The organism is Maribacter sp. UBA3344 (assembly GCF_002362375.1).
GTDB classification, from domain to species: Bacteria; Bacteroidota; Bacteroidia; order Flavobacteriales; family Flavobacteriaceae; genus Maribacter; species Maribacter dokdonensis.
On sequence record NZ_DERI01000012.1, the window covers coordinates 129,472 to 152,282 of the forward strand.

Consider the following 22,811-nt stretch of genomic DNA (forward strand, 5'->3'; position numbering starts at 1 on the left):
AATACGTATGCAATTACAACCTATAAAACAGTCTTTTCAAGTACAGTATGATTATCAATTATATTTTACTTCTGGACTATTTGCTTTAGAAAATCAAATGTTCGTAAACTTAATTGCGGACTATAAAGATTTTGAACCTGTAAAACTATTGTTTGTTTTAGATGACGGAGTTAAACATCATCATCCCTCTTTAATACCTCAAATTGAAGATTATTGTAAAGCACACCGGCAAACTATAAAATATACCGACACTTTAGTGTTGCCAGGGGGAGAACAAGTAAAGAATAGTGATACAGCTATTGAATCAGTGTTAAAAGGGGTAAACGATAATAAAATTTGTCGTCATTCTTTTGTGGTGGTCATTGGTGGTGGTGCTGTAATTGATATGGTCGGTTATGCGGCAGCTATAGCACATAGAGGCGTTAAATTGATAAGAATACCTACAACGGTATTATCACAAAACGATTCTGCAGTAGGGGTAAAGAACAGTGTAAATGCATTTAAGAAAAAAAATTTTCTAGGAACATTTGCACCGCCGTTCGCCATTATTAACGACAGTGATTTTCTTGAAACCTTAGAACAGCGCGATTGGATTTCCGGAATTTCCGAAGCCATTAAAGTGGCATTGATCAAGGATAAAACCTTTTTTAAATATATTGCCGATAATGCGGTTGCATTAAAAAATAGGGAAATGGAGGCTATGCAGTATGTTATTTACAAATGTGCCGAAATGCACATGCATCATATTGCACAAGGTGGAGACCCATTTGAATCTGGATCGTCTAGACCTCTGGATTTTGGACATTGGGCTGCACATAAAATGGAATTCATGACCAATTATGAGTTGCGACATGGTGAAGCTGTAGCCAAAGGCATCGCATTAGATGTTACCTATGCGCAGTTAGTTGGATTGATTTCTGAAGAGGATTTGCAGCACATTTTGGATGTAATGATCGCTATTGGTTTTGATTTATCACTCCCGGTGCAGAACGATGATAAAATTGAGCAGTTATTAAACGGTATAGAAGAGTTTAGAGAGCATTTAGGGGGGCAATTGACAATAACCCTTATTTCTGATTTGGGCGTAAAGCACGACGTACATACTATTGATATGGAGTTAATGTCCAAGGCCATTACTAAACTTAATCATCAATTCGCATTAAATTAAATGCAATGCAACTGAAAAAAAACCTTCACCTAACATATTGTACAAATATTCACCCTGGGCAAGATTGGAAAAATACTTTTGAAAGTATTAAGCGTCATGTGCTTGGTATAAAAAATGAAGTTTCAAAGAATCAAGCTTTTGGTTTAGGACTGCGCCTATCAAATAAAGCCAGCGAAGAGCTTGACATGGGCAGTAATTTGACCGACTTTAAAAAGTGGTTAAATGATAATGATTTGTACGTGTTTACCATGAATGGTTTTCCTTATGGAAATTTTCATGACGAGCGTGTAAAAGATTTGGTACATGCGCCAGACTGGACTACAGATGACCGTTTAAATTATACCAAAAGATTGTTTCGTCAACTTTCAGAATTAATTCCCGCGGGATTGAACGGCGGAATTTCAACATCTCCAATCACCTATAAATACTGGCATAAGACCCTTTTGGAAACAAAAAATGCATTTGAAGCCGGTGCTAAGAATATGCTTGAAGTTGCCAAGCAATTGTTTAAAATTGAACAAGCTACAGGAAACTATTTGCATTTGGATATTGAACCTGAACCAGATGGTTTGCTAGAAAATAGCGATGAGGTTTTGTTGTTTTATGCGGATTACTTGGTTCCTATAGGTAGAGCTTATTTTAAGCAGGAATTAGGTTTAAATGCAGATGAGGCAGAATCTTTAATTAAAAAATATATTACGGTTTGTTATGATGTTTGCCATTTTTCATTGGCTTATGAAGAACCTACCGATACGTTTGCCAAGTTCAAGGCAAATAGTATAAAAGTTGGTAAAATTCAAGTAAGTGCAGCGTTAAAAATCATTTTTAACGGTACCAATGATGAACGAATTTGGGAAGAGCTTTCACAATTTAATGAGCCTACCTATTTACATCAGGTAACCGAAAAATTAGACGGAGAGGTTAAGACTTATAGTGATTTGCCCTTGGTATTGGAAGGGGATAGGAATCATGAAGAACTAAGGGCCCATTATCACGTGCCTATATTCTTGGAAAAATATGGTGAACTGTTTTCTACACAAGATCATATTCTAAAAACAATAGCATATATTAAAGAAGACCCAATTTCAGAGCATTTAGAGGTAGAGACTTATACATGGGATGTACTCCCAACAGATTTAAAACAGGATTTATCAGTGTCAATAATACGAGAACTAGAGTGGCTTAAATCACACATGTAATATGAAGAAAACGGTTGTCATTAATGTAGTTGGGTTAACAAAACGATTGATAGGTGAACATACACCGTTTATAAAATCATTTTTAGTGAGAGGGCAGGCATCATACATAGAGCCTGTGCTACCTGCCGTTACATGTGCTGTTCAATCTACCTATGTAACCGGTAAATGGCCATCTGAACATGGTATAGTTGGTAATGGTTGGTATTTTAAAGATGAGTGTGAAGTAAAGTTTTGGAGACAGTCTAACAAACTGGTAGAACAACCAAAAATATGGGACGATCTCAAAGAAAAATATCCCAATTTTACCTGTGCCAACCATTTTTGGTGGTACAATATGTATAGCAACGTGGATTTTAGTCTTACACCAAGACCTAATTATTTGGCAGATGGCAGAAAAATTCCAGATGTATATTCTTATCCTGCTGAATTAAGGGATGAAATGCAAAGTACATTAGGGACATTTCCGCTTTTTGAATTTTGGGGACCAAAAACTACCATCAACTCATCTAAATGGATTGCAAATGCAGCTTTGTTGACGGATAAGAAACATAATCCTGATCTAACATTGATTTATTTACCCCATTTAGATTACAATTTACAACGTTATGGTCTTGATTTTAAAATAATTTCTAAAGATTTAAATGAAATAGATGCTGTAGTAAAACAATTGGTACAACATTATGAGTCTTTAGATGCCAGGGTAATACTTCTTTCCGAGTATGGAATTACAAATGTAAACAAGCCAATTCATCTCAATAGAATATTAAGAAAAGAAGGATATATAGCTATACGTGAGGAGCGTGGACTGGAGCTTTTAGATGCTGGTCAAAGTGATGCTTTTGCTGTTGCAGACCATCAAATTGCCCATGTGTATTGTAAAAATGACAAGGATATTGATAAGGTAGCTACATTGATAAAAGCAGTTGAAGGTGTAGAGAAAGTGTTATATGGTGAAGATTTAAAGGACTACTATATTGATCACGACCGCTGTGGTGATATTGTAGTAGTAGCAGATAAAGACTCATGGTTTACTTATTATTTTTGGTTGGATGATGCCAAGGCACCTGACTATGCCAGAATGGTAGATATTCATAAAAAACCGGGGTATGACCCTGTTGAAATGATGACCAATCCAAAAGATAAGTTGGTAATGGCAAAAGTTGTTGGAAAGCTCATAAAGAAAAAAATGGGCTTTAGAACGGTAATGGATATTATACCAATAGATGCCACTTTAATAAAGGGTTCTCATGGTCGTATAACAGAAGACGTTGAAGACTATCCAATTTTTATAAGTAATCATAGCTTTGGTAAGAAGGATCAAACTATTAGTGCAATACAGGTACGTGATCTTATTGAAGATCACCTATTAAACTGAATTTAGATGAATGTATTATTTAAAACATTAGGATTTGTATTTGCAATTTTATTTGCGATAGGCGCAGTGTTACAGTACAATGATCCAGATTCTTTACATTGGATTATCGTGTATGGTATAGCGGCCTTAGTGTCGTTGTTATTTGCATTGAAAAAAGTGAAATTTGTTGTGCCGCTGGTATTGGGTGTATTTGCTTTTATAGGTTTTGTTTATTTGTATCCGTCAGATTTTCAAGGTTTTGATTTAAATGATGGAGATATTAAAACAGTTGAATTGGGAAGGGAAGCTTTTGGGTTATTGATAATTTCGGTGGTTCTTTTAGTATTCGCTTTTAGAATAAAGAGAACGCTATAGATCTAAATCGAACTCTTGTCTCAATAAATCGATCACAGGGTTTTTCTCTCTTAGTTTTTCGTATTTTTCTTCAGGAGTAAATGCAAATTTCTTTGCCGTTGTTTCATTCACCGTAATGTCTAAGTGTACGAAGTGATTGTTTAATTTGGCACGTAAATATTCCATTAGCTCAAACTGTTCGCGCTCAATCTCCTTTTTCATTGTACTGTTAGGAAGCTCAATATGAATTTTAAAATCTTCCTTAAGTTTTGGGACATCGGTGTGTAAGTTTGATGCTAAAATTTTCTGCCCTTTTTTATCTATAATTTCTATAAAATCAGCCCAATGCTTGCGTAAATCTTCTTCGGTAAAATTTTCTCTTGGTAGATTTTTTTCGTCGATAACGACTTCAATTCTGTTGAGTTCGTGCTGTTTTTTGGCGTTTAGACTTTTAATTGAAAGACCTGATACCCTTTTGGTGGGACGATTGATTTTAATTTTCTTATCATCCCTTATATCGTTGGTTTCCGGAGTATTAAGTGGCTCCGGTTTCTTTTCTTCTAATTTAACTTGTGGGTTTGAAACTACATTAGTTTCTTCTGTCCTAGTGTGATCAGTAGTAGACGCTATTTTTGTTTCAGAAGAAATACTATCTTTTGCCGGTTCTGCTTTGGTGCTTACCGTTTCGGTATTATTATTCTCAACAGGTTTCTCTATAGTCTGGTTTGAAGAATTAGCAACTTTTGGAATCTGTTTGTAAAATGCTGAAGGAGCAATAAAATCAATGGTCTTATTTTGAAGTGCTACTGATTCAGGATTTTTTTTTTCTCCATCAAAATCGATAGAGGCAAGTTTCATAAGTGTCAATTCAACTAGAAGGCGTTGATTTTTACTTGTTTTGTACTTTAAATCACAATCATTTGCAATATTCAACCCTTGTAATAAAAAGGAAGGAGATGTCCTCTTACTTTGCTCTCTATATAATTGTTGGGCTTCTTCGCCTACCTCTAATAAAGTAATGGTGTCTGGGTGTTGACATACCATCAAATCTCTAAAATGAGATGCTAAACCAGATATAAAATGGTGTCCGTCAAAACCTAAAGACAATGTTTTATTAAAAAGCAAAAGTAGATTTGGAATCTTATGTTCCAATATTAGATCAGTGGCTTCAAAATAAGTATCATAATCTAAAACGTTCAAGTTTTCTGTAACTGCTTTACGTGTTAAATTAGATCCAGAAAAGCTAACCACTCTATCAAAAATGGACAAGGCATCTCTCATGGCACCATCAGCTTTTTGGGCTATAATATGTAGTGCATCATCTTCCGCATTTATTCCTTGATTTTCTGCTATATATTTTAAGTATTCAGCGGCATCTTTAACCGTAATTCTTTTGAAATCGAATATTTGACATCTAGAAAGAATAGTAGGTATAATTTTATGCTTTTCTGTGGTTGCTAGTATAAAAATAGCATGCTTTGGCGGTTCTTCTAATGTTTTAAGAAAAGCATTAAAAGCAGATTGAGATAGCATATGCACCTCATCAATGATATAAACCTTGTACTTGCCAACTTGTGGTGGTATGCGTACTTGGTCAATTAAATTTCTAATATCGTCCACAGAGTTGTTAGAAGCGGCATCCAACTCAAAAATATTGAAAGCAAAATCTTCATTCTCCTGTTCTGTGCCATCAGAATTTATTTGCTTTGCCAAAATACGTGCGCAAGTTGTTTTACCTACACCTCTAGGACCACAGAATAAAAGCGCTTGTGCCAAATGATTTTGGTCAATGGCATTTTGTAAAGTATTGGTTATAGATTGTTGACCTACAACATCTTTAAATGTTTGAGGTCTATACTTACGTGCCGATACGATAAAAGGTTCCAAAATGCTACTCTCGTTTATTCTATTACAAATATAAATATAGCTTGGAATACTTACGAGAATTAAGGTTACAGATCATCTTTAGTTATCAACAATTGCAGTACATTTGCGCAAAGCAGACCGCCTTATCGCTGCCAAGCAATTGGGAGAGGAAAGTCCGGACACCATAGTGCAGTATAGCGGGTAACGCCCGTCCGTTGAAAAGCGAGGACAAGTGCAACAGAAAGCAAGTACAGTTAGGCTGTAGTGAAACCAGGTAAACTCTATACGGTGAAACGTCATGTAAATCGGTGTTTAAGGGCTGCACGCCCAAGCCGAAGGGTAGGCGGTTAGAGTACTGGGGTAACCCTTTACCTAGATAAATGATAAGGAGTTCTAATGATTTTTAGGATACAGAATCCGGCTTATGGTCTGCTTTTTTTATTTTTCAAAAAAACTAAAAACACTACCACCATATTTTCGTGAGTTTTGGTAGAAAGGTAATTCTGCTAAGCTGGTGCGGTTAGAATGTTCAATAATTAATACACCGTCTTCTAATAAAAGGTCGTTTTCAAAGACCAACTGAGGTAATTTTTCAAAATCGGTAAATTCCATATCGTAAAATGGATCGGCAAAGATGATATCGAATTTTTCGGTATTTCGCTGTAAAAAACTAAAGACATCGCTCTTTAAAGTTCTAATGTTCATATCTAATAGGGAAACCGTCTTGTCTATAAAATCTATACAACCACCATGGGCATCAACGGCAAGTACATCATCTACGCCTCTAGATGAAAACTCGTAACTGATGTTTCCGGTACCGGTAAAAAGATCTAAAACCTTCAAATCAGGAAAGTAGTAAGAATTGTTCAAAATATTGAACAAGCTTTCTTTGGCCATGTCTTTGGTAGGTCTTACAGGTAATTTTTTAGGGGCTATTAAGTTACGACCTTTATGCTTTCCTGAAATTATTCGCATTATATAGTATTAATGAGCGTGAAGTCTATAGAACTTGAAGATGGTTCTCCAAGTTTTATTAATTGTTGGGTTGAGGGAGCGAAAATGCTTATATGTTGTATATAATTGTAACATAATTTAAAAGTTGCATCATCTTCTTCAATATCTCCAAAAAGTTTTACAATAGCTGTTTTAGGGTCTAACTCCAGCTGTTCTAAAACAAATAACAGGTAATAGGCAAAATCTTCTTTGGTGTCGTATTTAAAGCTGTTGTAAAGCATTAATTTACGTTGGTTCAAAACCGTAATGTCCAGCTGGTCTTTGCTAACATGCACAAAGCATGTAGTTTCTTGGTTTTGTGTTTGGTTGTTCATTAAAGATTGTAGCAGTACCGTGCCATTATGCATATAGTGGAATTCACCGAAAAGATCATAAATATAATTGTTGATATTTACGTAAGGCACATATACAATTACTAAATCGTGATTTTCAACTTCGTCATAAGCCAAAATATCGTTTGCCAAAATTTTGGTGTTGAACTTTAAGTACTCGTATAAATTATCGGCATTGAACAATGATTTAGGAACTAAACCAAAGAGGGTGTTTCTATGAACTGTAACCACCTCGTCAAACTGCATATTTTCTATATCATGTTTCAGAAATAATTTATGCAGTTCATCCTTTGCTTCCATAGGGTTTTTTTCAAATGCAAAATCAATCCTATCAGATAGCAATAATTTTTGCGAAACAGTATCTGCCACACAAAAAGAAAGTCCATTCAAGCTAACCTGAATGGACAATTTCTTAAAATTTTTATCCGCTATATTTAAGCTATTATTTCTTCTCTTTTTTGTCATAAATAGCAGGCCAGTTACCAGTTGTGCTAACATCTTCAAGAGAACCTACTTTAATAGACGCTCCATTAACCTCTTCTACACTTAATGCGGCTTTTTCACGAGCCAATAAATCTTTGGGCTGATCGTATAGTACTACTTCTTTGTCAACTTTAGCTTCAAAAACAGGGGCTTTATAGCCACTCTTTTCTACAAAGGCAGATTTCATTGTAAATTTTTCTCCGTTTGCAGCTGTAGGTACTTCCATTAAGCTTTTATATCTGGTATCTGCTTTAAAAAGAGAATCTTTTACAGAAACAAAACCTAATGTATCAATAATTTTTACCTCTCTTAACATGTCAATACCGTAAGCTTTATCGAACTCCATAAATGAAGAATCTCTCTGCTGTGTAATTACATATTTACCGGTATCGATAAAACGAATAAGACTATTGAAATCATTTGCATACTTGCCATTAACAGTTTTGTAAGCCTCTTGAGAATTTCTAATATCCTTTAGCTTAGCAATAACTTGTGCAAAACGCTCTTCTTTTACCTCTTTAAATTTGATTGGTCCGGTAATGGAGTTGTAAATAAAGTATCCTAAAGCGATACATCCAATCCAAAGTACAATTTGTATTACGGTCTTCATTTCGTATGTGTTATTTTTATTTAGTGGTCTTCACAAATCTACAATTTTTTTTTAATGGTAAAAGTTTTTAGCCTAAAAATCATCTTTATCTTTGGGGGCTCATGAAACCAATAACACCCGCTTCTTTCTATACTATACTAGAAAACAAATTTCCTCATTCACCAACTGCCACACAATCAGTGGCTTTGCAAAAATTGGCAGAATTCACACTGTCAACAGTTAAAGATGAAGTTTTTTTATTAAAAGGCTATGCCGGTACCGGAAAAACTACTTTAATTGGCACTTTGGTCAATAGTTTGTGGAAAGTTCAAAAGAAAGCTGTGTTGATGGCTCCTACTGGTAGGGCTGCAAAAGTGATGTCTAACTATTCGAATACGCAGGCATTTACCATTCACAGAAAAATATATTTCCCGAAAAAGCAAAGTGGTGGTGGAGTGCAATTTGTGTTGGCACCTAATAAACATAGAGATACTTTGTTTATAGTCGATGAGGCTTCAATGATTCCCGATACCGCTGCAGATTCAAAGTTATTTGAAAACGGTTCCCTTTTAGATGACTTAATGATGTTCGTTTATTCAGGACATAAGTGCAAGTTGTTGCTAATAGGTGATACGGCACAATTACCACCAGTTCATTTGGTGTTGAGTCCGGCATTAGATGGTAATAAACTTTCCTTAAATTATAATAAGGAAGTCGTTAGGTTAGAACTAAGCGAAGTGGTAAGACAAGCGGGGGATTCTGGTATATTGGCGAACGCTACATTATTGCGAGAGCAACTGCAAAGCGATTTTTTAGAAGATTTTAAATTTGATGTAGACCCTTTTACAGATATTGTAAGATTAATAGATGGCAATGAAATACAGGAAGCCATAGATAGTTCGTATGCGGAGAACGGAAAAGAAGAGACGGCATTTATAGTTAGGTCAAATAAGCGAGCAAACTTATACAATCAGAATATACGCGAACGTATTCTTTATCTAGAGAATGATATTGCCGTTGGAGATTTTATGATGGTGGTAAAAAATAATTACTATTGGTTAAAGCCAAGCTCTGAAGCTGGATTTATAGCTAATGGAGATATTATTGAAATACTGGAAATATTCGATATCAAAGAAATTTATACTTTCAAATTTGCGGAAGTAAAGGTGAAAATGGTAGATTACCCCAACATGGCGCCATTTGAAACGGTATTGTTGTTAGATACTATAACAGCAGAATCTCCTTCACTATCTTATGAAGACGGCAATAGGCTTTATCAAGAAGTAATGAAGGATTTTGCCCATGAAACTTCAAAGTATAAGAAATTTTTAGGAGTAAAGAATAATAAATACTTTAACGGTTTACAGGTTAAATTCTCATACGCTATTACATGCCATAAATCTCAAGGTGGGCAATGGAATACTGTATTTGTAGAACAACCTTATTTGCCAAATGGTATTGATAAGGAATATTTAAGATGGTTATATACAGCGGTAACCAGAGCGAAGAATAAATTGTACCTTATAGGTTTTAAAGATGATTTTTTTCTTGATTAAGAAAAGATTATTTTAGTATTTATGGACACGGAAAAGAAGTCTTTTCCATAGTGAGATCAACATGACAACCGATACGATTTTAAGCATTTTTTTAGGGGTAGGATTAGCAGCATCTGTTGGGTTTAGGGTGTTTTTACCATTGTTTGCATTAAGTTTGGCATCTTATTTTGGAGTATGGGAACTAAATGATAATTGGCAATGGATAGGTAGTCTAGTTGCCGTATTGACATTGGGCGTGGCAACCTTACTTGAAATTTTTGCCTACTTTATTCCTTGGTTCGATAATTTACTGGATAGTATAGCCGTGCCATTGGCAGCAATAGCAGGTACTGCCGTAATGGTATCTACAGTGGCTGATCTAGATCCCGTAATAACGTGGTCATTGGCAATTATTGCAGGCGGTGGTACCGCAACAGCAATTAAAGGCGCAGGTGCCACGGGCAGATTGGCATCCACGGCTACCACCGGAGGTCTGGCCAACCCGGTAATTACTACCGTTGAAACAGGTACTGCCGCAGTAGTGTCCGTTGCCTCGATATTTGCACCTATATTAGCAGCCGTTTTGGTCATTATCATATTAGTTATCATTTTTAGGATTTACAGAAAATTACGACCAAAGGCTAATACTTAAAATATATTTAGTTGAAGAAAATAGCAATGATTCCTGCCCGATATGCGGCATCGAGATTTCCTGCAAAATTAATGCAGGATTTGGCTGGTAAACCGGTCATTTTAAGAACTTACCAAGCTGCCGTACATACAAAGCTTTTTGATGAAGTTTATGTGGTTACCGATAGCCAGGTTATTTATGATACCATTGTAAGAGAAGGTGGTTTGGCTATCATGAGTGTTAAAGAACATGATTGTGGCAGCGATCGTATTGCCGAGGCGGTAATGCAAATGGACGTTGATATTATTGTAAATGTACAAGGCGATGAACCATTTACAGATCGTGAAAGTCTTGAGGGTGTAATGCAGGTGTTTGAAGATGACGTGCATAAAGAAATTGACTTAGCATCGTTAATGGTTAAAATCACGGATGAGGAGGAAATTAATAACCCAAATACGGTAAAGGTAATCGTAGATAATAGGGATTTTGCACTCTATTTTTCAAGATCGCCAATACCTTATCCAAGAGCAAAAAACAAGGATACTGTCTATTATAAGCACAAAGGTATTTACGCTTTTAGAAAGAGTGCTTTGATGGATTTTCAACGACTGCCAATGCTGCAATTAGAGGCTACCGAAAAAATTGAGGCTATACGTTATTTGGAATATGGTAAAAAAATAAAAATGGTAGAAACCAATGTTCAGGGCATAGAAATAGATACACCTGAAGATTTAAAGAAAGCGCAGAAGGCATGGAAATAAATTTTGATGGAATTAATGTAATTGGTTTTGATGCAGATGATACCTTATGGGTAAACGAAACTTATTTTAGGGATACTGAAGATAAATTTGCCGATCTTTTAGAGAAGTATGAAACTAAGAATAAAATAGATCAAGAGCTTTTTAGAACTGAGATTAAAAATTTGGACCTTTACGGTTATGGCATAAAAGGATTTGTACTTTCTATGATCGAATGTGCGTTGGAGCTTTCAAATAATCAAGTTGCTCCTAAAACGGTAAGAGCACTTTTAGATTTAGGTAAAGAGATGATAACACAACCCGTTGAATTATTAGAGGGAGTAGAAGAAGTACTTCAAAGTTTAAAGGACAAATATCGTTTAATTGTACTGACCAAAGGTGATCTCTTGGATCAAGAGCGTAAATTGGAGCGGTCAGGTTTATCAGAATATTTTCACCATGTAGAAGTGTTAAGTGATAAGAAAGAGAAAAACTATAGTGATTTATTAGAGCACTTACAAATAGAACCGGACGAGTTTTTAATGATCGGAAACTCTTTAAAGTCAGACGTATTACCACTTGTGAATATTGGAGCAAGAGCGGTTCATATACCTTTTCATACCACATGGCAGCATGAAGAAGTAACGGAGGTTGTAGATAATAATGGTTATATGACAATGTCTACTTTGACCGATGTACTGAAATACGTTTAATGAAAATGCAGGTGAACAAACAGATGGCAAAGAGCAATATACCGACCAAAGCATCACAAGAATTCCGTAATTTTCCTATGGTACCTAGAGTGGTCTATGGTGTGGGTAGTTTTGATACTCTTGGAGATATTTTGATGCCAAAGAGAAAACATTCTGAAGCACCAATGATATATTTGGTTGATGATGTTTTTGAAAATACAGAATTGATCAATAGAATACCTAGTATATTTTGTGATCAAATTATTCTTATTTCAGCCAATGAAGAACCAAAAACAGAGCAAGTAGATGCCTTGGTGTCTATGATTAAGGAAAAGTTTACAGAGCTTCCTTCCGGTATTATAGGTATTGGGGGCGGAACACTTTTGGATTTGGCAAAGGCTGTAGCGATCATGCTCACTAATAAAGGAAGTGCATCAGATTATCAAGGGTGGGATTTGGTGAATAAGCAATCAATATATCATGTAGGTATTCCCACTATTAGCGGTACAGGAGCTGAAGTTTCAAGAACTACGGTTTTAATGGGCCCCGAAAAGAAGTTGGGAATCAATTCAGATTACACCACTTTTGATCAAGTAATTCTAGATCCGGATTTAACCGTTGGTGTGCCTAAGGAGCAATGGTTTTATACGGGGATGGATTGCTTTATTCATTGTATAGAATCACTTAATGGTACTTTTTTAAATGCATTTAGTAAAAGCTATGGCGAAAAGTCTTTAGAACTTTGCAAAGAAGTGTTTTTAAAAGATATCGAAGCATCCGATAGTAGAGAAAAATTAATGATGGCATCGTGGCATGGTGGTATGAGTATAGCTTATTCCCAAGTAGGCGTTGCACATGCCATGAGTTATGGTCTAGGTTATGTTTTAGGAGTAAAGCACGGAATAGGAAATTGCTTGGTTTTTCAATATTTAGAAGAGTTTTATCCTGAAGGAGTACAGTTGTTCAATGCAATGTTGGAAAGGCATAATATAGTATTACCAAAAGGAATTTGCTCTAAATTGACTGATTCGGAAATGAATACAATGGTTACGGTTGCTTTAGGTATGGCGCCACTTTGGGAAAATGCCCTAGGAGAGCAGTGGAAAACTATTATCACCCCAGAAAAGCTTAAGGCTATTTATCAAAAAATATAGTCTCATTTAAATTACCTCTTACATTATAATATGAGGCTTTGCCAAATAGGCAGGTCAATACCCAAGTAATATGCAGCAAATAGCAAAATTCATTTATTTTAAATTATTAGGGTGGAAGCTAAATGGAGTTTTTCCATCACATTTAGATAAGTTTGTCGCCATCGTAGTGCCACACACCAGTTGGTGGGATTTTTTATTGGGGCTGTTGATACGAGCGGTTTGGCAAGAAGAGATAAACTATGTAGGAAAGAAGAGTCTGTTTAAAGCTCCTTTCGGTTGGTTTTTTAGGTGGACAGGTGGTGCGCCAATTGATCGCACTAAAAATAGTGATACCGTAAAGGCTACAGCACATATATTTAGTGAACGGCAAAAATTTAGATTGGCACTATCTCCGGAAGGCACCCGAAAAAAAGTTGAAAAATGGAAGACTGGCTTTTATTATATAGCCAAAACCGCAAATGTGCCTATCGTTTTAGTTGCTTTTGATTATGGTAAGAAAGAGATAAAACTTTCAGGTCCGATAACACCCACAGAGGATAAAGAAGCTGATTTTAAACAGTATCATGCTTTTTTTGATCGGGTGGAGGGGAAGTGTTGATTATTTTAGTGTAGTTAACTGATTTAAATTCTAATATTATAATTTGAAAAAGGAGACCTGACAAGGTCTCCTTTTTTATTTATTATAAACGATAAAAATTATTCTTCCATTGAATGATATACATTTTGTACATCATCATCTTCTTCTAGTTTTTCTAAGAGCTTTTCTACGTCTGCAGCTTCTTCCTCGTTTAACTTTTTAGTGACTTGGGGAATTCTTTCAAATCCAGATGATAAAATTTCTATATCACGGTTTTCCAATTCTTTTTGTAAAGCTCCAAAGCTCTCGAAAGGTCCGTAGATTAGAATTCCATCGTCATCAACAAAGACTTCTTCTGCTCCAAAATCGATCAATTCCAGTTCCAAATCCTCTGGGTCAATACCTTCTGCAGGTATTCTAAAATTACAAGTATGGTCGAACATAAATTCAACAGAGCCAGAAGTACCTAAATTACCATTACATTTATTAAAATAACTTCTAACATTGGCAACCGTTCTTGTATTATTATCAGTTGCGGTTTCTACTAAAACAGCTATGCCGTGAGGTGCATACCCTTCAAAAAGAACTTCCTTATAGTCACCAAGACTTTTGTCACTAGCTCTTTTTATAGCGCGTTCAACATTGTCTTTAGGCATGTTGACAGATTTCGCGTTTTGTATAACGGCTCTTAGTCTGGAATTGGAGTCTGGATCTGGTCCGCCTTCTTTTACGGCCATTACAATGTCTTTACCTATACGAGTAAAGGCTTTTGACATTGCCGACCATCTTTTCATTTTACGTGCTTTTCTAAATTCAAAAGCTCTTCCCATGGTAAATTATTTTAAACAAATGTACAAAAACGGGTAATGTTCAGAAATCATTGAAATGAATTTCTTTAGTGCACCGTTTTAATTAAAATTCACTTTCTATAATATCTTCTATAGTTCTAGCTAAAACAAAATCTTTTTCCGTGACACCATTGGCATCATGGGTATTTAAGCGAATGTTTAATGTGTTATAAACATTGCTCCAATCTGGGTGATGACCTTGAGCCTCACATTCAAAAGCAATACGTGTCATCACTGAAAACGCTTCTTTAAAATTTTTAAATTCAAAGGTGGTTTCTATGGCTCCATCCACATACTCCCATCCGTCAAGTTGACCTAAATAGTCCGCTATTTGTTGATCTGTAAATTTTTCCATTTCTTTCATAATTGTTTCTAATTTAAAACATGATGGTCAATAATATCTTGAAAAGTAAATTGTAAATTTTTGGGTAACTTATTTGTTTTTGGAAGTACGGCTAAATATCTATCCTCATTGGTAGTATAAACTCTTTTGATTATAGGGTTAAAATTGCCTACGCGTTCTAATATTTCTTTTATAAAATCTTCATGATGTGTAAGGTCATTACTGCCTAAGTGATAAATACCCGTTTTATTTCTATTAATAAGGTAGTGAATTTGTTGAGTAAGCTTGTCATCATTTGTCACATTTAATATCAAATTGGGAAAAACTTCTACCGATTCATTTTCTATAATAGATTTTTTCATTGCCTTGATTCTTGGCGATGCGTTACCAAAAACCATAGGGACCCGTAGAATTGCCATTTTTTCTTTTGGCAATCTAAGAAGCATATTTTCAATCTTTATTTTTAGTCTGCCATATACACTCTCAGATAATGTTTTGTCCATTTCATAAGAAGGGTATTTGCTGTAGGCGTCAAAAACATTCGCAGATGAAATAAAATAGAGCTTACACTTTTCTTCAGCGACATACTTGACCATATGGTCATGGGCAATAACCAAGGCAGCAAAATTTCCTCTCAAGGCAGAAATTATAACTTGAGGCTTTATCTCTTCTAAAACTTCAACAATATCATCTTCTTCAACATTGTATTGAACAAATTGTTTGTTAGATGAATATGAATTTGCCGCATGACAATAAGTGCCATAAGTATCGAAGTAATTACAAAGTTCTTTGTATATAGCATTACCTATGAAGCCACTTGCGCCAATAATCAGTATTTTCTTTGTCTCTATTTTCAAAAAATGGAAAGTTCTGTTTCTGTGGTCAATTTTTCCAACGCCAGCATACCTAATTTTGAATTCCCTTTAGGGTTTAGTCCCGGAGACCAAGTTGCTACGCAAAATTTGTTTGGTAGTAAGGCTACGATACCGCCACCAACACCACTTTTACCTGGTAGCCCAACTTCAAATGCAAATTCACCGGCTTCATCATAAAAGCCACATGTAAGCATGATAGCATTAATTCGTTTTACCTGAGATAAGGTTAAATAAGCTTTATTTTTTCTGCATTTGCCATGATTCATAAACATGTAGAAAGCATGTGTTAACTGTTTGCAATTCATGGCAAGGGAGCATTGATGAAAATAAAAGTCTAAAACAGCATCAACATCATTATTTAAATTTTTATATGACTTCAAAAGATTGGCAGCCGCAAAATTCCGGAATCCTGTTTTCTTTTCGGAAAGTGCCACGGTTTCATCATAATCTATGGTGTCGTCATTTGCAATTTGGCGTACGAAGGATAAAAAATCTTCTTTAGGGTTCTTCAATTGAGAAACTAAAATATCTGCAATAACGATTGCCCCAGGATTTATTAATGGATTTCTGGGGATACCATTTTCCAATTCCAATAGGGACAAATGGTTGAACGGATCGCCAGAAGGTTCAACATCTACCCGTTTCCAAACATCTTCCCCAATAAGGCCTAAAGCCATTGAGAGTGTTAAAACTTTAGAAATACTCTGTATGGAAAAAAGTTCATTTGAATCTCCTGCAGAAAAATTATTTTGATGATTGTCAATTAGATGTATGCCAAAATTGTTAACTTCAACTTTTGCCAATTCCGGTATGTAATCTGCAATTTTTCCTCTTTCCTTTTCTTTGGATGCGGCTTCATTAATTGCATTTAGAACACTTTGGTAATCTATCATTTACTTTTGTAAAATGGTAATTTAACTATCGTGGCAGGTATTGCATTTTTTCTGATCTGTATGTTGATTTTACTGCCAATTTCGGAGAAAATAGGCGGTACATAGCCTAATCCAATTCCGGTTCCTATTGAAGGTGACATAGTGCCAGAGGTGACTTCACCTATGGTTTTACCGTTACCATCAACAATGTCATAGCCTTGTCTAGGTATGCCACGTTCATCTAATTCAAATGCGACTAATTTACGTTCAGGACCCTGTTGTTTCTCTTTTTGCAAAGCTTCAGAATTAACAAAGTCTTTCGTGAATTTGGTTATCCAGCCCAAACCAGCCTCAAAAGGAGAGGTAGTGTCGTTAATATCATTTCCATATAGACAATATCCCATTTCTAATCTTAAGGTATCTCTTGCGGCCAAGCCAATTGGTTTTATTCCAAAATTGGCCCCAGCTTCAAAAACCTTGTCCCAAATTTGTTTTACTTCTTCATTTTTACAGTAAATTTCAAATCCGCCAGAACCTGTATAGCCCGTTGCAGATATGATTACATTTTCTATTCCAGCAAAATCGGATACTTCAAAATGATAAAATTTAATATCGGATAAATTCACGGAGGTTAGGGACTGCATTGCCTCTACGGCTTTTGGACCCTGTATGGCCAAAAGCGAATAACCCTCAGATATGTCTCTCATATCTGCCTTAAATTCTGCATTATAAGAAGAAATATGATTCCAATCTTTTTCAATATTGGATGCATTTACGACTAAAAGATATTGTTCTTCTTTTATGCGATATACAATAAGGTCGTCAACAATACCGCCATTTTCATTTGGTAAGCAGCTATATTGAGCTCGCCCTATGGTTAACTTAGATGCATCATTAGAAGTTACTTTTTGTATTAAAGCTAAGGCAGTAGGACCAGAGATTAAAAATTCGCCCATATGTGATACATCGAAAACCCCAACACCGTTACGAACAGTTTCATGTTCAGCATTTACACCTTCGTAAGAAACAGGCATGTTGTAACCGGCAAATGGAACCATTTTGGCACCAAGAGATTCATGTGTTGAAGTAAGCGCAGTATTTTTCATCTTCTATATATATTGACGATGCAAATTTATCGAAAATAAATAGAAGCCAATGTGGCTGACCAGGGAATTGAGAAAATATTATAACCTTGAAGTTATCTAAGAACTTAAAAGAAAATGTTTAAGTTCATCATAACTAGCAATTTTAATGGATATCTTGGTTTTGTTCATTACTTTTTTAATTTGTGCAGGAATCTCCAACTTTTCATCAAGGGTTTCCTCAACAATATCTAAAAACTTGACCGGGTGAGCGGTTTCTAAGAAAATACCATAAGTATCAGGATGTAGCTCTTGATATTTCTTTAGTCCTAAATAACCTACGGCACCATGTGGGTCGGCAACATATCCATTGATATCATTAATCTCTTTTAAGGCTTTCTTTGTTTCGTTATCTGTAAAAGAGTATGCAGAAAGATTGTCCTTTAGCAAATTAAAATTATTCTGAAACAAGTGTCTAATTCTAATGAAGTTACTTGGGTCTCCAACGTCCATAGCATTAGAGATAGTAGCTGTAGACGGCTTTGGTGAATATTCTTTGGTTTGCATAAATTTGGGCACGGTATCATTTACATTTGTAGCTGCGATAAAGTGTTTTACCGGCATGCCTAAACGTTGTGCCATTAGCCCTGCACAGATATTCCCGAAATTACCGGATGGGACTGAGAATATGATTTCCTTATCTTGGGATTTAGCTTGTTTGTAGGCAAAAAGAAAATAGAATAATTGCGGTAACCAACGTGCAACATTAATGGAGTTAGCAGAAGTTAATTTCATGTTATCAAGCAATTCCTTATCCAAAAATGCATTTTTTACCATTGCCTGGCAATCATCGAACATGCCGTCTACCTCTAGTGCCGTAATATTTTGTCCTAAAGTAGTCAGTTGTCTTTCTTGAATGTCACTTACTTTACCGCTTGGGTACAGTATAACAACTTTTACACCATCTACGCCTAGAAAACCATTAGCAACTGCGCCACCGGTATCGCCCGATGTAGCTACAAGTACGGTTACTTCATTTTTTGATGCTCTAGAAAAATATCCTAGGCACTGTGCCATAAAACGAGCGCCAACATCTTTAAAAGCCATGGTTGGACCATGAAAAAGTTCTAATGTACCAATGTTGGAAGTAATGTCAATAACCGGAAAATCGAAGTCTAGCACCTCTTTTAGTATATCCTTCAATACATTATCTGGTATAGCTTCTGTTACAAATTGACGAATAGCCGTAAAAGCGATTTCCTCATTGGTAAGATTTTCAATATGCTCAAAAAAGGAAGCTGGTAGAGGGGTTATTTCTTCTGGAAAATATAAGCCTTTATCCGGTGCAATACCATTGACAACGGCGGTATCAAAAGAAACTTTGGGTGCAGTATTGTTTAAACTATAGAATTTCAAGATGAGTATGTTTAATGGTTAGTAGTAAACTACTTTTTATTTATAAAATTTTTACGCCTTCGGTGTTTATTTTAGAGACATGAATTTCGTAGTCTATTCCAATTTTATCATAGACTTTTTTCATGGACTCACCTACTTTTAAAGCGGTATCTTTTCCTTTGCTGAATGCAAAAATAGAAGGTCCTGATCCAGATATACCAGATCCTAAGGCTCCGGCTTCCAAAGAAACCTTTTTAACTTCGTCAAACCCCGGAATTAAAATAGAACGTATTGGTTCAACAATATGATCTTCTAGGGAACGACCGATTAAATCATAATCTTTTTTGAAAAGTCCGGCTACTAATCCACCTACATTTCCCCATTGTTTAATTCCTGTTTCCATAGAGATAGTTGTTTTCAAAATCTTTCTGGAATCTGAAGTTTTTATTTCTATCTGCGGATGAATTATGGTCAAATATAATTCAGTTGGAGCCGGTATATCAATGATATCTAGCGGACTATAACTGCGTACTAGGGTGAAACCGCCAAATAGGGCGGGAGCCACATTGTCTGCGTGGGCTACATCACTTGCCAAACGTTCACCTTCCATGGCAAATTTTACCAATTCAGTTTTGCTAAAGGGGTTGCCCAATAAGTGGTTCATGGCCCAAACAGCACCTGCAGAACTAGCAGCGCTACTACCTATACCACTGCCAGGTTTTATTTTTTTATCTATTTCGATTTCAAACCCGCCGTCATAATCAGAGGCTAATAGAAATGCGTTACCGGCAACTCCTGCCACATTGTTCAATGTCTCTTTTGGTAAATCTTGTCCGGTAAGTTGTGTTATTTTAATACCTTTTTGAGGCACTTTTCTAACCACCATTTCATCACCGACCGAGTCTAGGGCGACACCAAGCACATCAAATCCGCATGAAACGTTGGCAACTGTTGCAGGGCAAAATACTTTAATTTCGTTTGTAGCCATAATGAAAGTTATAGTTATGAAATTTAGAAATTACCTATTCGTATAATATCGGCGAATATTCCTGAGGCCGTTACAGCAGCGCCCGCACCCGCACCTTTAATTATCATTGGCTGGTTAGGGTATCTTTCAGTGTAGAAAAGAACAATGTTATCACTACCTTCTAAATTATAGAAATCATGACCTTTAGGTATTTCCTGTAATCCTACACTTGCTTTTCCATCATCGAACTGGGCCACATACTTAAGCTTGCTATCGGATTTTTTTGCACTTGAAAACAAAGACTGAAAATGTGGCTCATGCTTAATCAAAGAGGCAAAGAAGTCTTCATTGTTGTCAGTATTTAAACTTTCTTCGGGTAAAAACGGATTGTTTTTTATATCGCTAATTTCTAGTTGATTACCACTTTCGCGCGCTAAAATCAAAATTTTGCGCATGACATCAACACCACTTAAATCAATTTTCGGATCAGGCTCTGTATAGCCCTCTTCTTGAGCTTGTTTCACCACATCGTGAAAAGTAGTTTGATCATTGAAATTATTGAAAACAAAGTTTAAACTACCAGAAAGAACAGCTTGTATTTTCAATATTTTATCACCAGAAGCAATCAAATGTTTAAGAGTATCGATTATTGGTAAACCGGCACCAACATTGGTTTCAAATAAAAACGGAGCGTTGTATGTCCTGGCTAAGGATTTTAAATGTGAATAGTTTTCAAATTCAGATGAACATGCAATTTTATTACATGTAACTACAGATATGCTATTGCCTAGATATTCACTGTAGGTTTTTGATACTTCTTCACTGGCTGTGTTATCTACGAAAATACTATTTCGGTAGTTTAGACTATTTACTAAGGCTAAGAATTTGACTTTATCCGCTTTTTCTCCATTCGCAAGTTTGGTAGCCCAATCATTTAGGTCAATTCCTTTTTCATCAAAAAGCATTGTTCTAGAGTTGGACATTCCAATAACCCTAATGTTCAATTTTAAATTCTCTTTTAGGAATTTACGTTGCTCTCTAATTTGCTCTAAAAATTTAGCTCCAACATTTCCAACACCCATTACAAATAGGTTCAATTGTTTAATGTTTTCTTCAAAAAACTCCTCGTGCAAAGCGTTCAAGGCCTTTTTGACATCTTTTTCGTCAATAATGCAAGAAATATTCCTTTCAGAGGCACCTTGGGCAATTACTCTAATATTTACATTGTTTTTACCTAAAGTACTGAACATTTTACCGCTTAGACCTTGGTGACTTTTCATATTATCACCCACTAAGGCAACAATGGCTAAATCACTTTCAGGAATAACCGTTTTAATGCGTCCCCTTTCAATTTCGTATTCAAAAGCTTCGTTGACGATACTAATTGCCTTTTCTACATCATTGGCAGATATACCTACACAAATAGAATGTTCAGAAGATGCTTGTGTAATTAAAACAACACTTATATCAGCTTGAGAAAGTACTTCAAAAAAACGTTTGGATATTCCTGGTATACCTACCATACCTGGACCTTCTAAAGATAATAGGGCAATGTTGCCAATATGGCTAATACCGCGTACCGTTTTACCTTTTTCGTTTTTAGATTTGGTTATTAAAGTTCCTTTTTCCTCTGGGCTAAAAGTGTTTTTTATAACTATGGATATTCCTTTAGATAGAACGGGCTGTATTGTTGGAGGATAAAGTACTTTTGCTCCAAAATGCGATAGTTCCATTGCTTCTTCATAGGAAATATGCGGAATGGCCTTCGCTTGTTTTACCATTTTTGGGTTAGCTGTGTACATACCACTTACATCTGTCCATATTTCCAAAATATCGGCATCTACCGCGGCAGCATAAATAGCCGCGGTATAATCTGAACCACCACGGCCTAACGTAGTAGATATGCCTTCTTCAGATGTAGCTATAAAGCCTGGGCAAACTGAAACCTGTTTTTTTGAAGAATTAAAAAATTCCTCGCAGTTAGCGTTGGTTTTGGTGAAATTCACCACATTTTTACCGATTAGTTTATGTGTGATTATTAATTCTCTACTATCCTTAAAAACGGCATCAAGCTTTTCATTAATTAGATATTCGCTAATGATATATGAAGAAAGAAGTTCACCGTAACTTACTATTTTGTCAGATAATTTAGGCGTTATTTCTCCAATAAAGTAAGCGCCCTCAAGTAATGTTTCAAGCACATTGAATTCGCTTTTTACTTTGCTAAGCACCTTGCTTTGAGTGGTAACGGGAATTAATTCTTTAACCGTAGCTAAATGTCTTTCTTCTAATGTATGTAGTATTTCTTTGTATTTCTGATCTTGTGCAGATGCCAAAGAACCGGCTTGCAATAATAAATCTGTTACTCCTCCAAAAGCTGAAACAACCAAAATTATAGGGTCGTTGTATTTAGAGATTATATTTTTAATTTTAACTATATTTTCAGGCTTGGCTACAGATGAACCACCGAATTTTAGAACTTTCATGATGTGTAATGTTGACTTTGTAATTTAAGATATGGTGTAATTAAACACGGGTACGGAGATATATAGTTTTTAACCCCAAAGGGTGAAACGTGCCGTAGCTGTACCATAAGTAATAGTAGCTGAAGTGAAATCTAATGTTATGTCTGTTATATAGCAGTCCATAAATACTAATGGTTGAAAGTCAAAAGTAGTACATTTGATAACTTAAACAAATCATTCCACAATTTTTTACGGAATAGTTATTTTTTAGATATAAAT

General features: G+C 35.6%; 22 protein-coding genes and 1 other RNA gene. 11 read left to right on the forward strand and 12 right to left on the reverse strand.

Annotated elements, in window-relative coordinates; translation table 11 throughout:
* The first annotated feature begins 7 nt into the window (after positions 1-7).
* From B2Z27_RS09880 to B2Z27_RS09895, 4 genes are read left to right on the forward strand one after another with little or no spacing between them, the layout of a single operon-like run.
* Positions 8-1,168, forward strand: a complete 1,161-nt coding sequence (locus B2Z27_RS09880) for a 3-dehydroquinate synthase (protein ID WP_286813518.1) — start codon at positions 8-10, stop codon at positions 1,166-1,168.
* A gap of 5 nt (positions 1,169-1,173) precedes the next feature.
* A complete protein-coding gene (gene eboE / locus B2Z27_RS09885) occupies positions 1,174-2,367 on the forward strand; it encodes a metabolite traffic protein EboE (RefSeq protein ID WP_286813519.1) in 1,194 nt (397 codons plus the stop codon).
* A 1-nt stretch (position 2,368) separates the two neighbouring features.
* A complete protein-coding gene (locus B2Z27_RS09890; protein ID WP_286813520.1) occupies positions 2,369-3,742 on the forward strand; it encodes an alkaline phosphatase family protein in 1,374 nt (457 codons plus the stop codon).
* Between the two features lie 6 nt (positions 3,743-3,748).
* Positions 3,749-4,096, forward strand: coding sequence for a transmembrane 220 family protein (locus tag B2Z27_RS09895; protein WP_058105781.1), 348 nt, complete (start codon positions 3,749-3,751; stop codon positions 4,094-4,096).
* Here the strand turns inward: B2Z27_RS09895 and B2Z27_RS09900 are convergent.
* Entirely contained in the window at positions 4,091-5,962 is a 1,872-nt protein-coding gene (locus B2Z27_RS09900) for a DNA polymerase III subunit gamma/tau (protein WP_286813521.1), read from the reverse strand. The two genes, B2Z27_RS09895 and B2Z27_RS09900, sit on opposite strands and share 6 nt — an antisense overlap.
* 109 nt (positions 5,963-6,071) lie before the next feature.
* Here B2Z27_RS09900 and rnpB point away from each other — a divergent pair.
* An RNA gene (gene rnpB / locus B2Z27_RS09905) (RNase P RNA component class A) lies at positions 6,072-6,381 on the forward strand.
* On the opposite strand, the gene B2Z27_RS09910 is transcribed toward rnpB, so the two are convergent.
* From B2Z27_RS09910 to B2Z27_RS09920, 3 genes are read right to left on the reverse strand one after another with little or no spacing between them, the layout of a single operon-like run.
* Positions 6,380-6,916 carry an RsmD family RNA methyltransferase gene (locus B2Z27_RS09910; protein ID WP_286813522.1) on the reverse strand — a complete coding sequence of 179 codons (537 nt, stop codon included), beginning with the start codon at positions 6,914-6,916 and terminating at the stop codon, positions 6,380-6,382. The two genes, rnpB and B2Z27_RS09910, sit on opposite strands and share 2 nt — an antisense overlap.
* On the reverse strand, positions 6,916-7,752 hold the full coding sequence (locus tag B2Z27_RS09915; protein WP_286813523.1) for a DUF3822 family protein: 837 nt from the start codon (positions 7,750-7,752) through the stop codon (positions 6,916-6,918). Before B2Z27_RS09915 ends, B2Z27_RS09910 begins: the two co-directional genes overlap by 1 nt.
* A complete protein-coding gene (locus B2Z27_RS09920) occupies positions 7,730-8,380 on the reverse strand; it encodes a hypothetical protein (protein ID WP_074669662.1) in 651 nt (216 codons plus the stop codon). Before B2Z27_RS09920 ends, B2Z27_RS09915 begins: the two co-directional genes overlap by 23 nt.
* Positions 8,381-8,481: 101 nt before the next feature.
* Between B2Z27_RS09920 and B2Z27_RS09925 the strand changes: the two genes are divergently transcribed.
* From B2Z27_RS09925 to B2Z27_RS09950, 6 genes are all read left to right on the forward strand, one after another.
* Entirely contained in the window at positions 8,482-9,915 is a 1,434-nt protein-coding gene (locus B2Z27_RS09925; protein ID WP_286813524.1) for an ATP-dependent DNA helicase, read from the forward strand.
* A 61-nt stretch (positions 9,916-9,976) separates the two neighbouring features.
* Positions 9,977-10,546 carry a DUF4126 domain-containing protein gene (locus tag B2Z27_RS09930; RefSeq protein WP_058105787.1) on the forward strand — a complete coding sequence of 190 codons (570 nt, stop codon included), beginning with the start codon at positions 9,977-9,979 and terminating at the stop codon, positions 10,544-10,546.
* Between the two features lie 26 nt (positions 10,547-10,572).
* Positions 10,573-11,286, forward strand: coding sequence for a 3-deoxy-manno-octulosonate cytidylyltransferase (kdsB, locus tag B2Z27_RS09935; protein ID WP_172822542.1), 714 nt, complete (start codon positions 10,573-10,575; stop codon positions 11,284-11,286).
* Positions 11,277-11,975, forward strand: coding sequence for an HAD family hydrolase (locus B2Z27_RS09940; protein WP_210707782.1), 699 nt, complete (start codon positions 11,277-11,279; stop codon positions 11,973-11,975). Before kdsB ends, B2Z27_RS09940 begins: the two co-directional genes overlap by 10 nt.
* Positions 11,976-11,980: 5 nt before the next feature.
* Positions 11,981-13,108 (forward strand): iron-containing alcohol dehydrogenase family protein, encoded by a 1,128-nt coding sequence (locus B2Z27_RS09945; protein ID WP_414673375.1) that lies wholly within the window; start codon positions 11,981-11,983, stop codon positions 13,106-13,108.
* Positions 13,109-13,178: 70 nt separating this feature from the next.
* Positions 13,179-13,706: a 1-acyl-sn-glycerol-3-phosphate acyltransferase gene (locus tag B2Z27_RS09950; RefSeq protein ID WP_286813527.1), complete on the forward strand. Its 528-nt coding sequence runs from the start codon at positions 13,179-13,181 to the stop codon at positions 13,704-13,706.
* 98 nt (positions 13,707-13,804) lie between these two features.
* Here B2Z27_RS09950 and B2Z27_RS09955 read toward each other — a convergent pair whose 3' ends face one another.
* From B2Z27_RS09955 to thrA, 8 genes are all read right to left on the reverse strand, one after another.
* On the reverse strand, positions 13,805-14,515 hold the full coding sequence (locus tag B2Z27_RS09955) for a YebC/PmpR family DNA-binding transcriptional regulator (protein ID WP_074669654.1): 711 nt from the start codon (positions 14,513-14,515) through the stop codon (positions 13,805-13,807).
* Positions 14,516-14,597: 82 nt separating this feature from the next.
* Positions 14,598-14,888, reverse strand: a complete 291-nt coding sequence (locus tag B2Z27_RS09960; RefSeq protein ID WP_058105510.1) for a 4a-hydroxytetrahydrobiopterin dehydratase — start codon at positions 14,886-14,888, stop codon at positions 14,598-14,600.
* Positions 14,889-14,905: 17 nt separating this feature from the next.
* A complete protein-coding gene (locus tag B2Z27_RS09965; RefSeq protein WP_286813529.1) occupies positions 14,906-15,733 on the reverse strand; it encodes a sugar nucleotide-binding protein in 828 nt (275 codons plus the stop codon).
* Positions 15,730-16,644 carry a glutaminase gene (locus tag B2Z27_RS09970; RefSeq protein WP_286813530.1) on the reverse strand — a complete coding sequence of 305 codons (915 nt, stop codon included), beginning with the start codon at positions 16,642-16,644 and terminating at the stop codon, positions 15,730-15,732. Before B2Z27_RS09970 ends, B2Z27_RS09965 begins: the two co-directional genes overlap by 4 nt.
* On the reverse strand, positions 16,641-17,729 hold the full coding sequence (gene gcvT / locus B2Z27_RS09975; RefSeq protein ID WP_074669652.1) for a glycine cleavage system aminomethyltransferase GcvT: 1,089 nt from the start codon (positions 17,727-17,729) through the stop codon (positions 16,641-16,643). Before gcvT ends, B2Z27_RS09970 begins: the two co-directional genes overlap by 4 nt.
* Before the next feature lie 96 nt (positions 17,730-17,825).
* On the reverse strand, positions 17,826-19,121 hold the full coding sequence (thrC, locus tag B2Z27_RS09980; protein ID WP_286813531.1) for a threonine synthase: 1,296 nt from the start codon (positions 19,119-19,121) through the stop codon (positions 17,826-17,828).
* 40 nt (positions 19,122-19,161) lie between these two features.
* Complete coding sequence (locus B2Z27_RS09985) at positions 19,162-20,088, reverse strand: homoserine kinase (RefSeq protein ID WP_286813533.1); 927 nt, start codon at positions 20,086-20,088, stop codon at positions 19,162-19,164.
* Between the two features lie 23 nt (positions 20,089-20,111).
* Positions 20,112-22,553: a bifunctional aspartate kinase/homoserine dehydrogenase I gene (thrA, locus tag B2Z27_RS09990; RefSeq protein ID WP_286813534.1), complete on the reverse strand. Its 2,442-nt coding sequence runs from the start codon at positions 22,551-22,553 to the stop codon at positions 20,112-20,114.
* Positions 22,554-22,811 lie beyond the last annotated feature (258 nt).

Coding starts and splice junctions, on each gene's coding strand:
- B2Z27_RS09880 (WP_286813518.1), top strand. CDS start 8: ATGCAATTACAACCTATAAAACAGTCTTTTCAAGTACAGTATGATTAT.
- eboE (WP_286813519.1), top strand. CDS start 1,174: ATGCAACTGAAAAAAAACCTTCACCTAACATATTGTACAAATATTCAC.
- B2Z27_RS09890 (WP_286813520.1), top strand. CDS start 2,369: ATGAAGAAAACGGTTGTCATTAATGTAGTTGGGTTAACAAAACGATTG.
- B2Z27_RS09895 (WP_058105781.1), top strand. CDS start 3,749: ATGAATGTATTATTTAAAACATTAGGATTTGTATTTGCAATTTTATTT.
- B2Z27_RS09910 (WP_286813522.1), bottom strand. CDS start 6,916: ATGCGAATAATTTCAGGAAAGCATAAAGGTCGTAACTTAATAGCCCCT.
- B2Z27_RS09915 (WP_286813523.1), bottom strand. CDS start 7,752: ATGACAAAAAAGAGAAGAAATAATAGCTTAAATATAGCGGATAAAAAT.
- B2Z27_RS09920 (WP_074669662.1), bottom strand. CDS start 8,380: ATGAAGACCGTAATACAAATTGTACTTTGGATTGGATGTATCGCTTTA.
- B2Z27_RS09925 (WP_286813524.1), top strand. CDS start 8,482: ATGAAACCAATAACACCCGCTTCTTTCTATACTATACTAGAAAACAAA.
- B2Z27_RS09930 (WP_058105787.1), top strand. CDS start 9,977: ATGACAACCGATACGATTTTAAGCATTTTTTTAGGGGTAGGATTAGCA.
- kdsB (WP_172822542.1), top strand. CDS start 10,573: ATGATTCCTGCCCGATATGCGGCATCGAGATTTCCTGCAAAATTAATG.
- B2Z27_RS09940 (WP_210707782.1), top strand. CDS start 11,277: ATGGAAATAAATTTTGATGGAATTAATGTAATTGGTTTTGATGCAGAT.
- B2Z27_RS09945 (WP_414673375.1), top strand. CDS start 11,981: ATGCAGGTGAACAAACAGATGGCAAAGAGCAATATACCGACCAAAGCA.
- B2Z27_RS09950 (WP_286813527.1), top strand. CDS start 13,179: ATGCAGCAAATAGCAAAATTCATTTATTTTAAATTATTAGGGTGGAAG.
- B2Z27_RS09955 (WP_074669654.1), bottom strand. CDS start 14,515: ATGGGAAGAGCTTTTGAATTTAGAAAAGCACGTAAAATGAAAAGATGG.
- B2Z27_RS09960 (WP_058105510.1), bottom strand. CDS start 14,888: ATGGAAAAATTTACAGATCAACAAATAGCGGACTATTTAGGTCAACTT.
- B2Z27_RS09970 (WP_286813530.1), bottom strand. CDS start 16,644: ATGATAGATTACCAAAGTGTTCTAAATGCAATTAATGAAGCCGCATCC.
- gcvT (WP_074669652.1), bottom strand. CDS start 17,729: ATGAAAAATACTGCGCTTACTTCAACACATGAATCTCTTGGTGCCAAA.
- B2Z27_RS09985 (WP_286813533.1), bottom strand. CDS start 20,088: ATGGCTACAAACGAAATTAAAGTATTTTGCCCTGCAACAGTTGCCAAC.
- thrA (WP_286813534.1), bottom strand. CDS start 22,553: ATGAAAGTTCTAAAATTCGGTGGTTCATCTGTAGCCAAGCCTGAAAAT.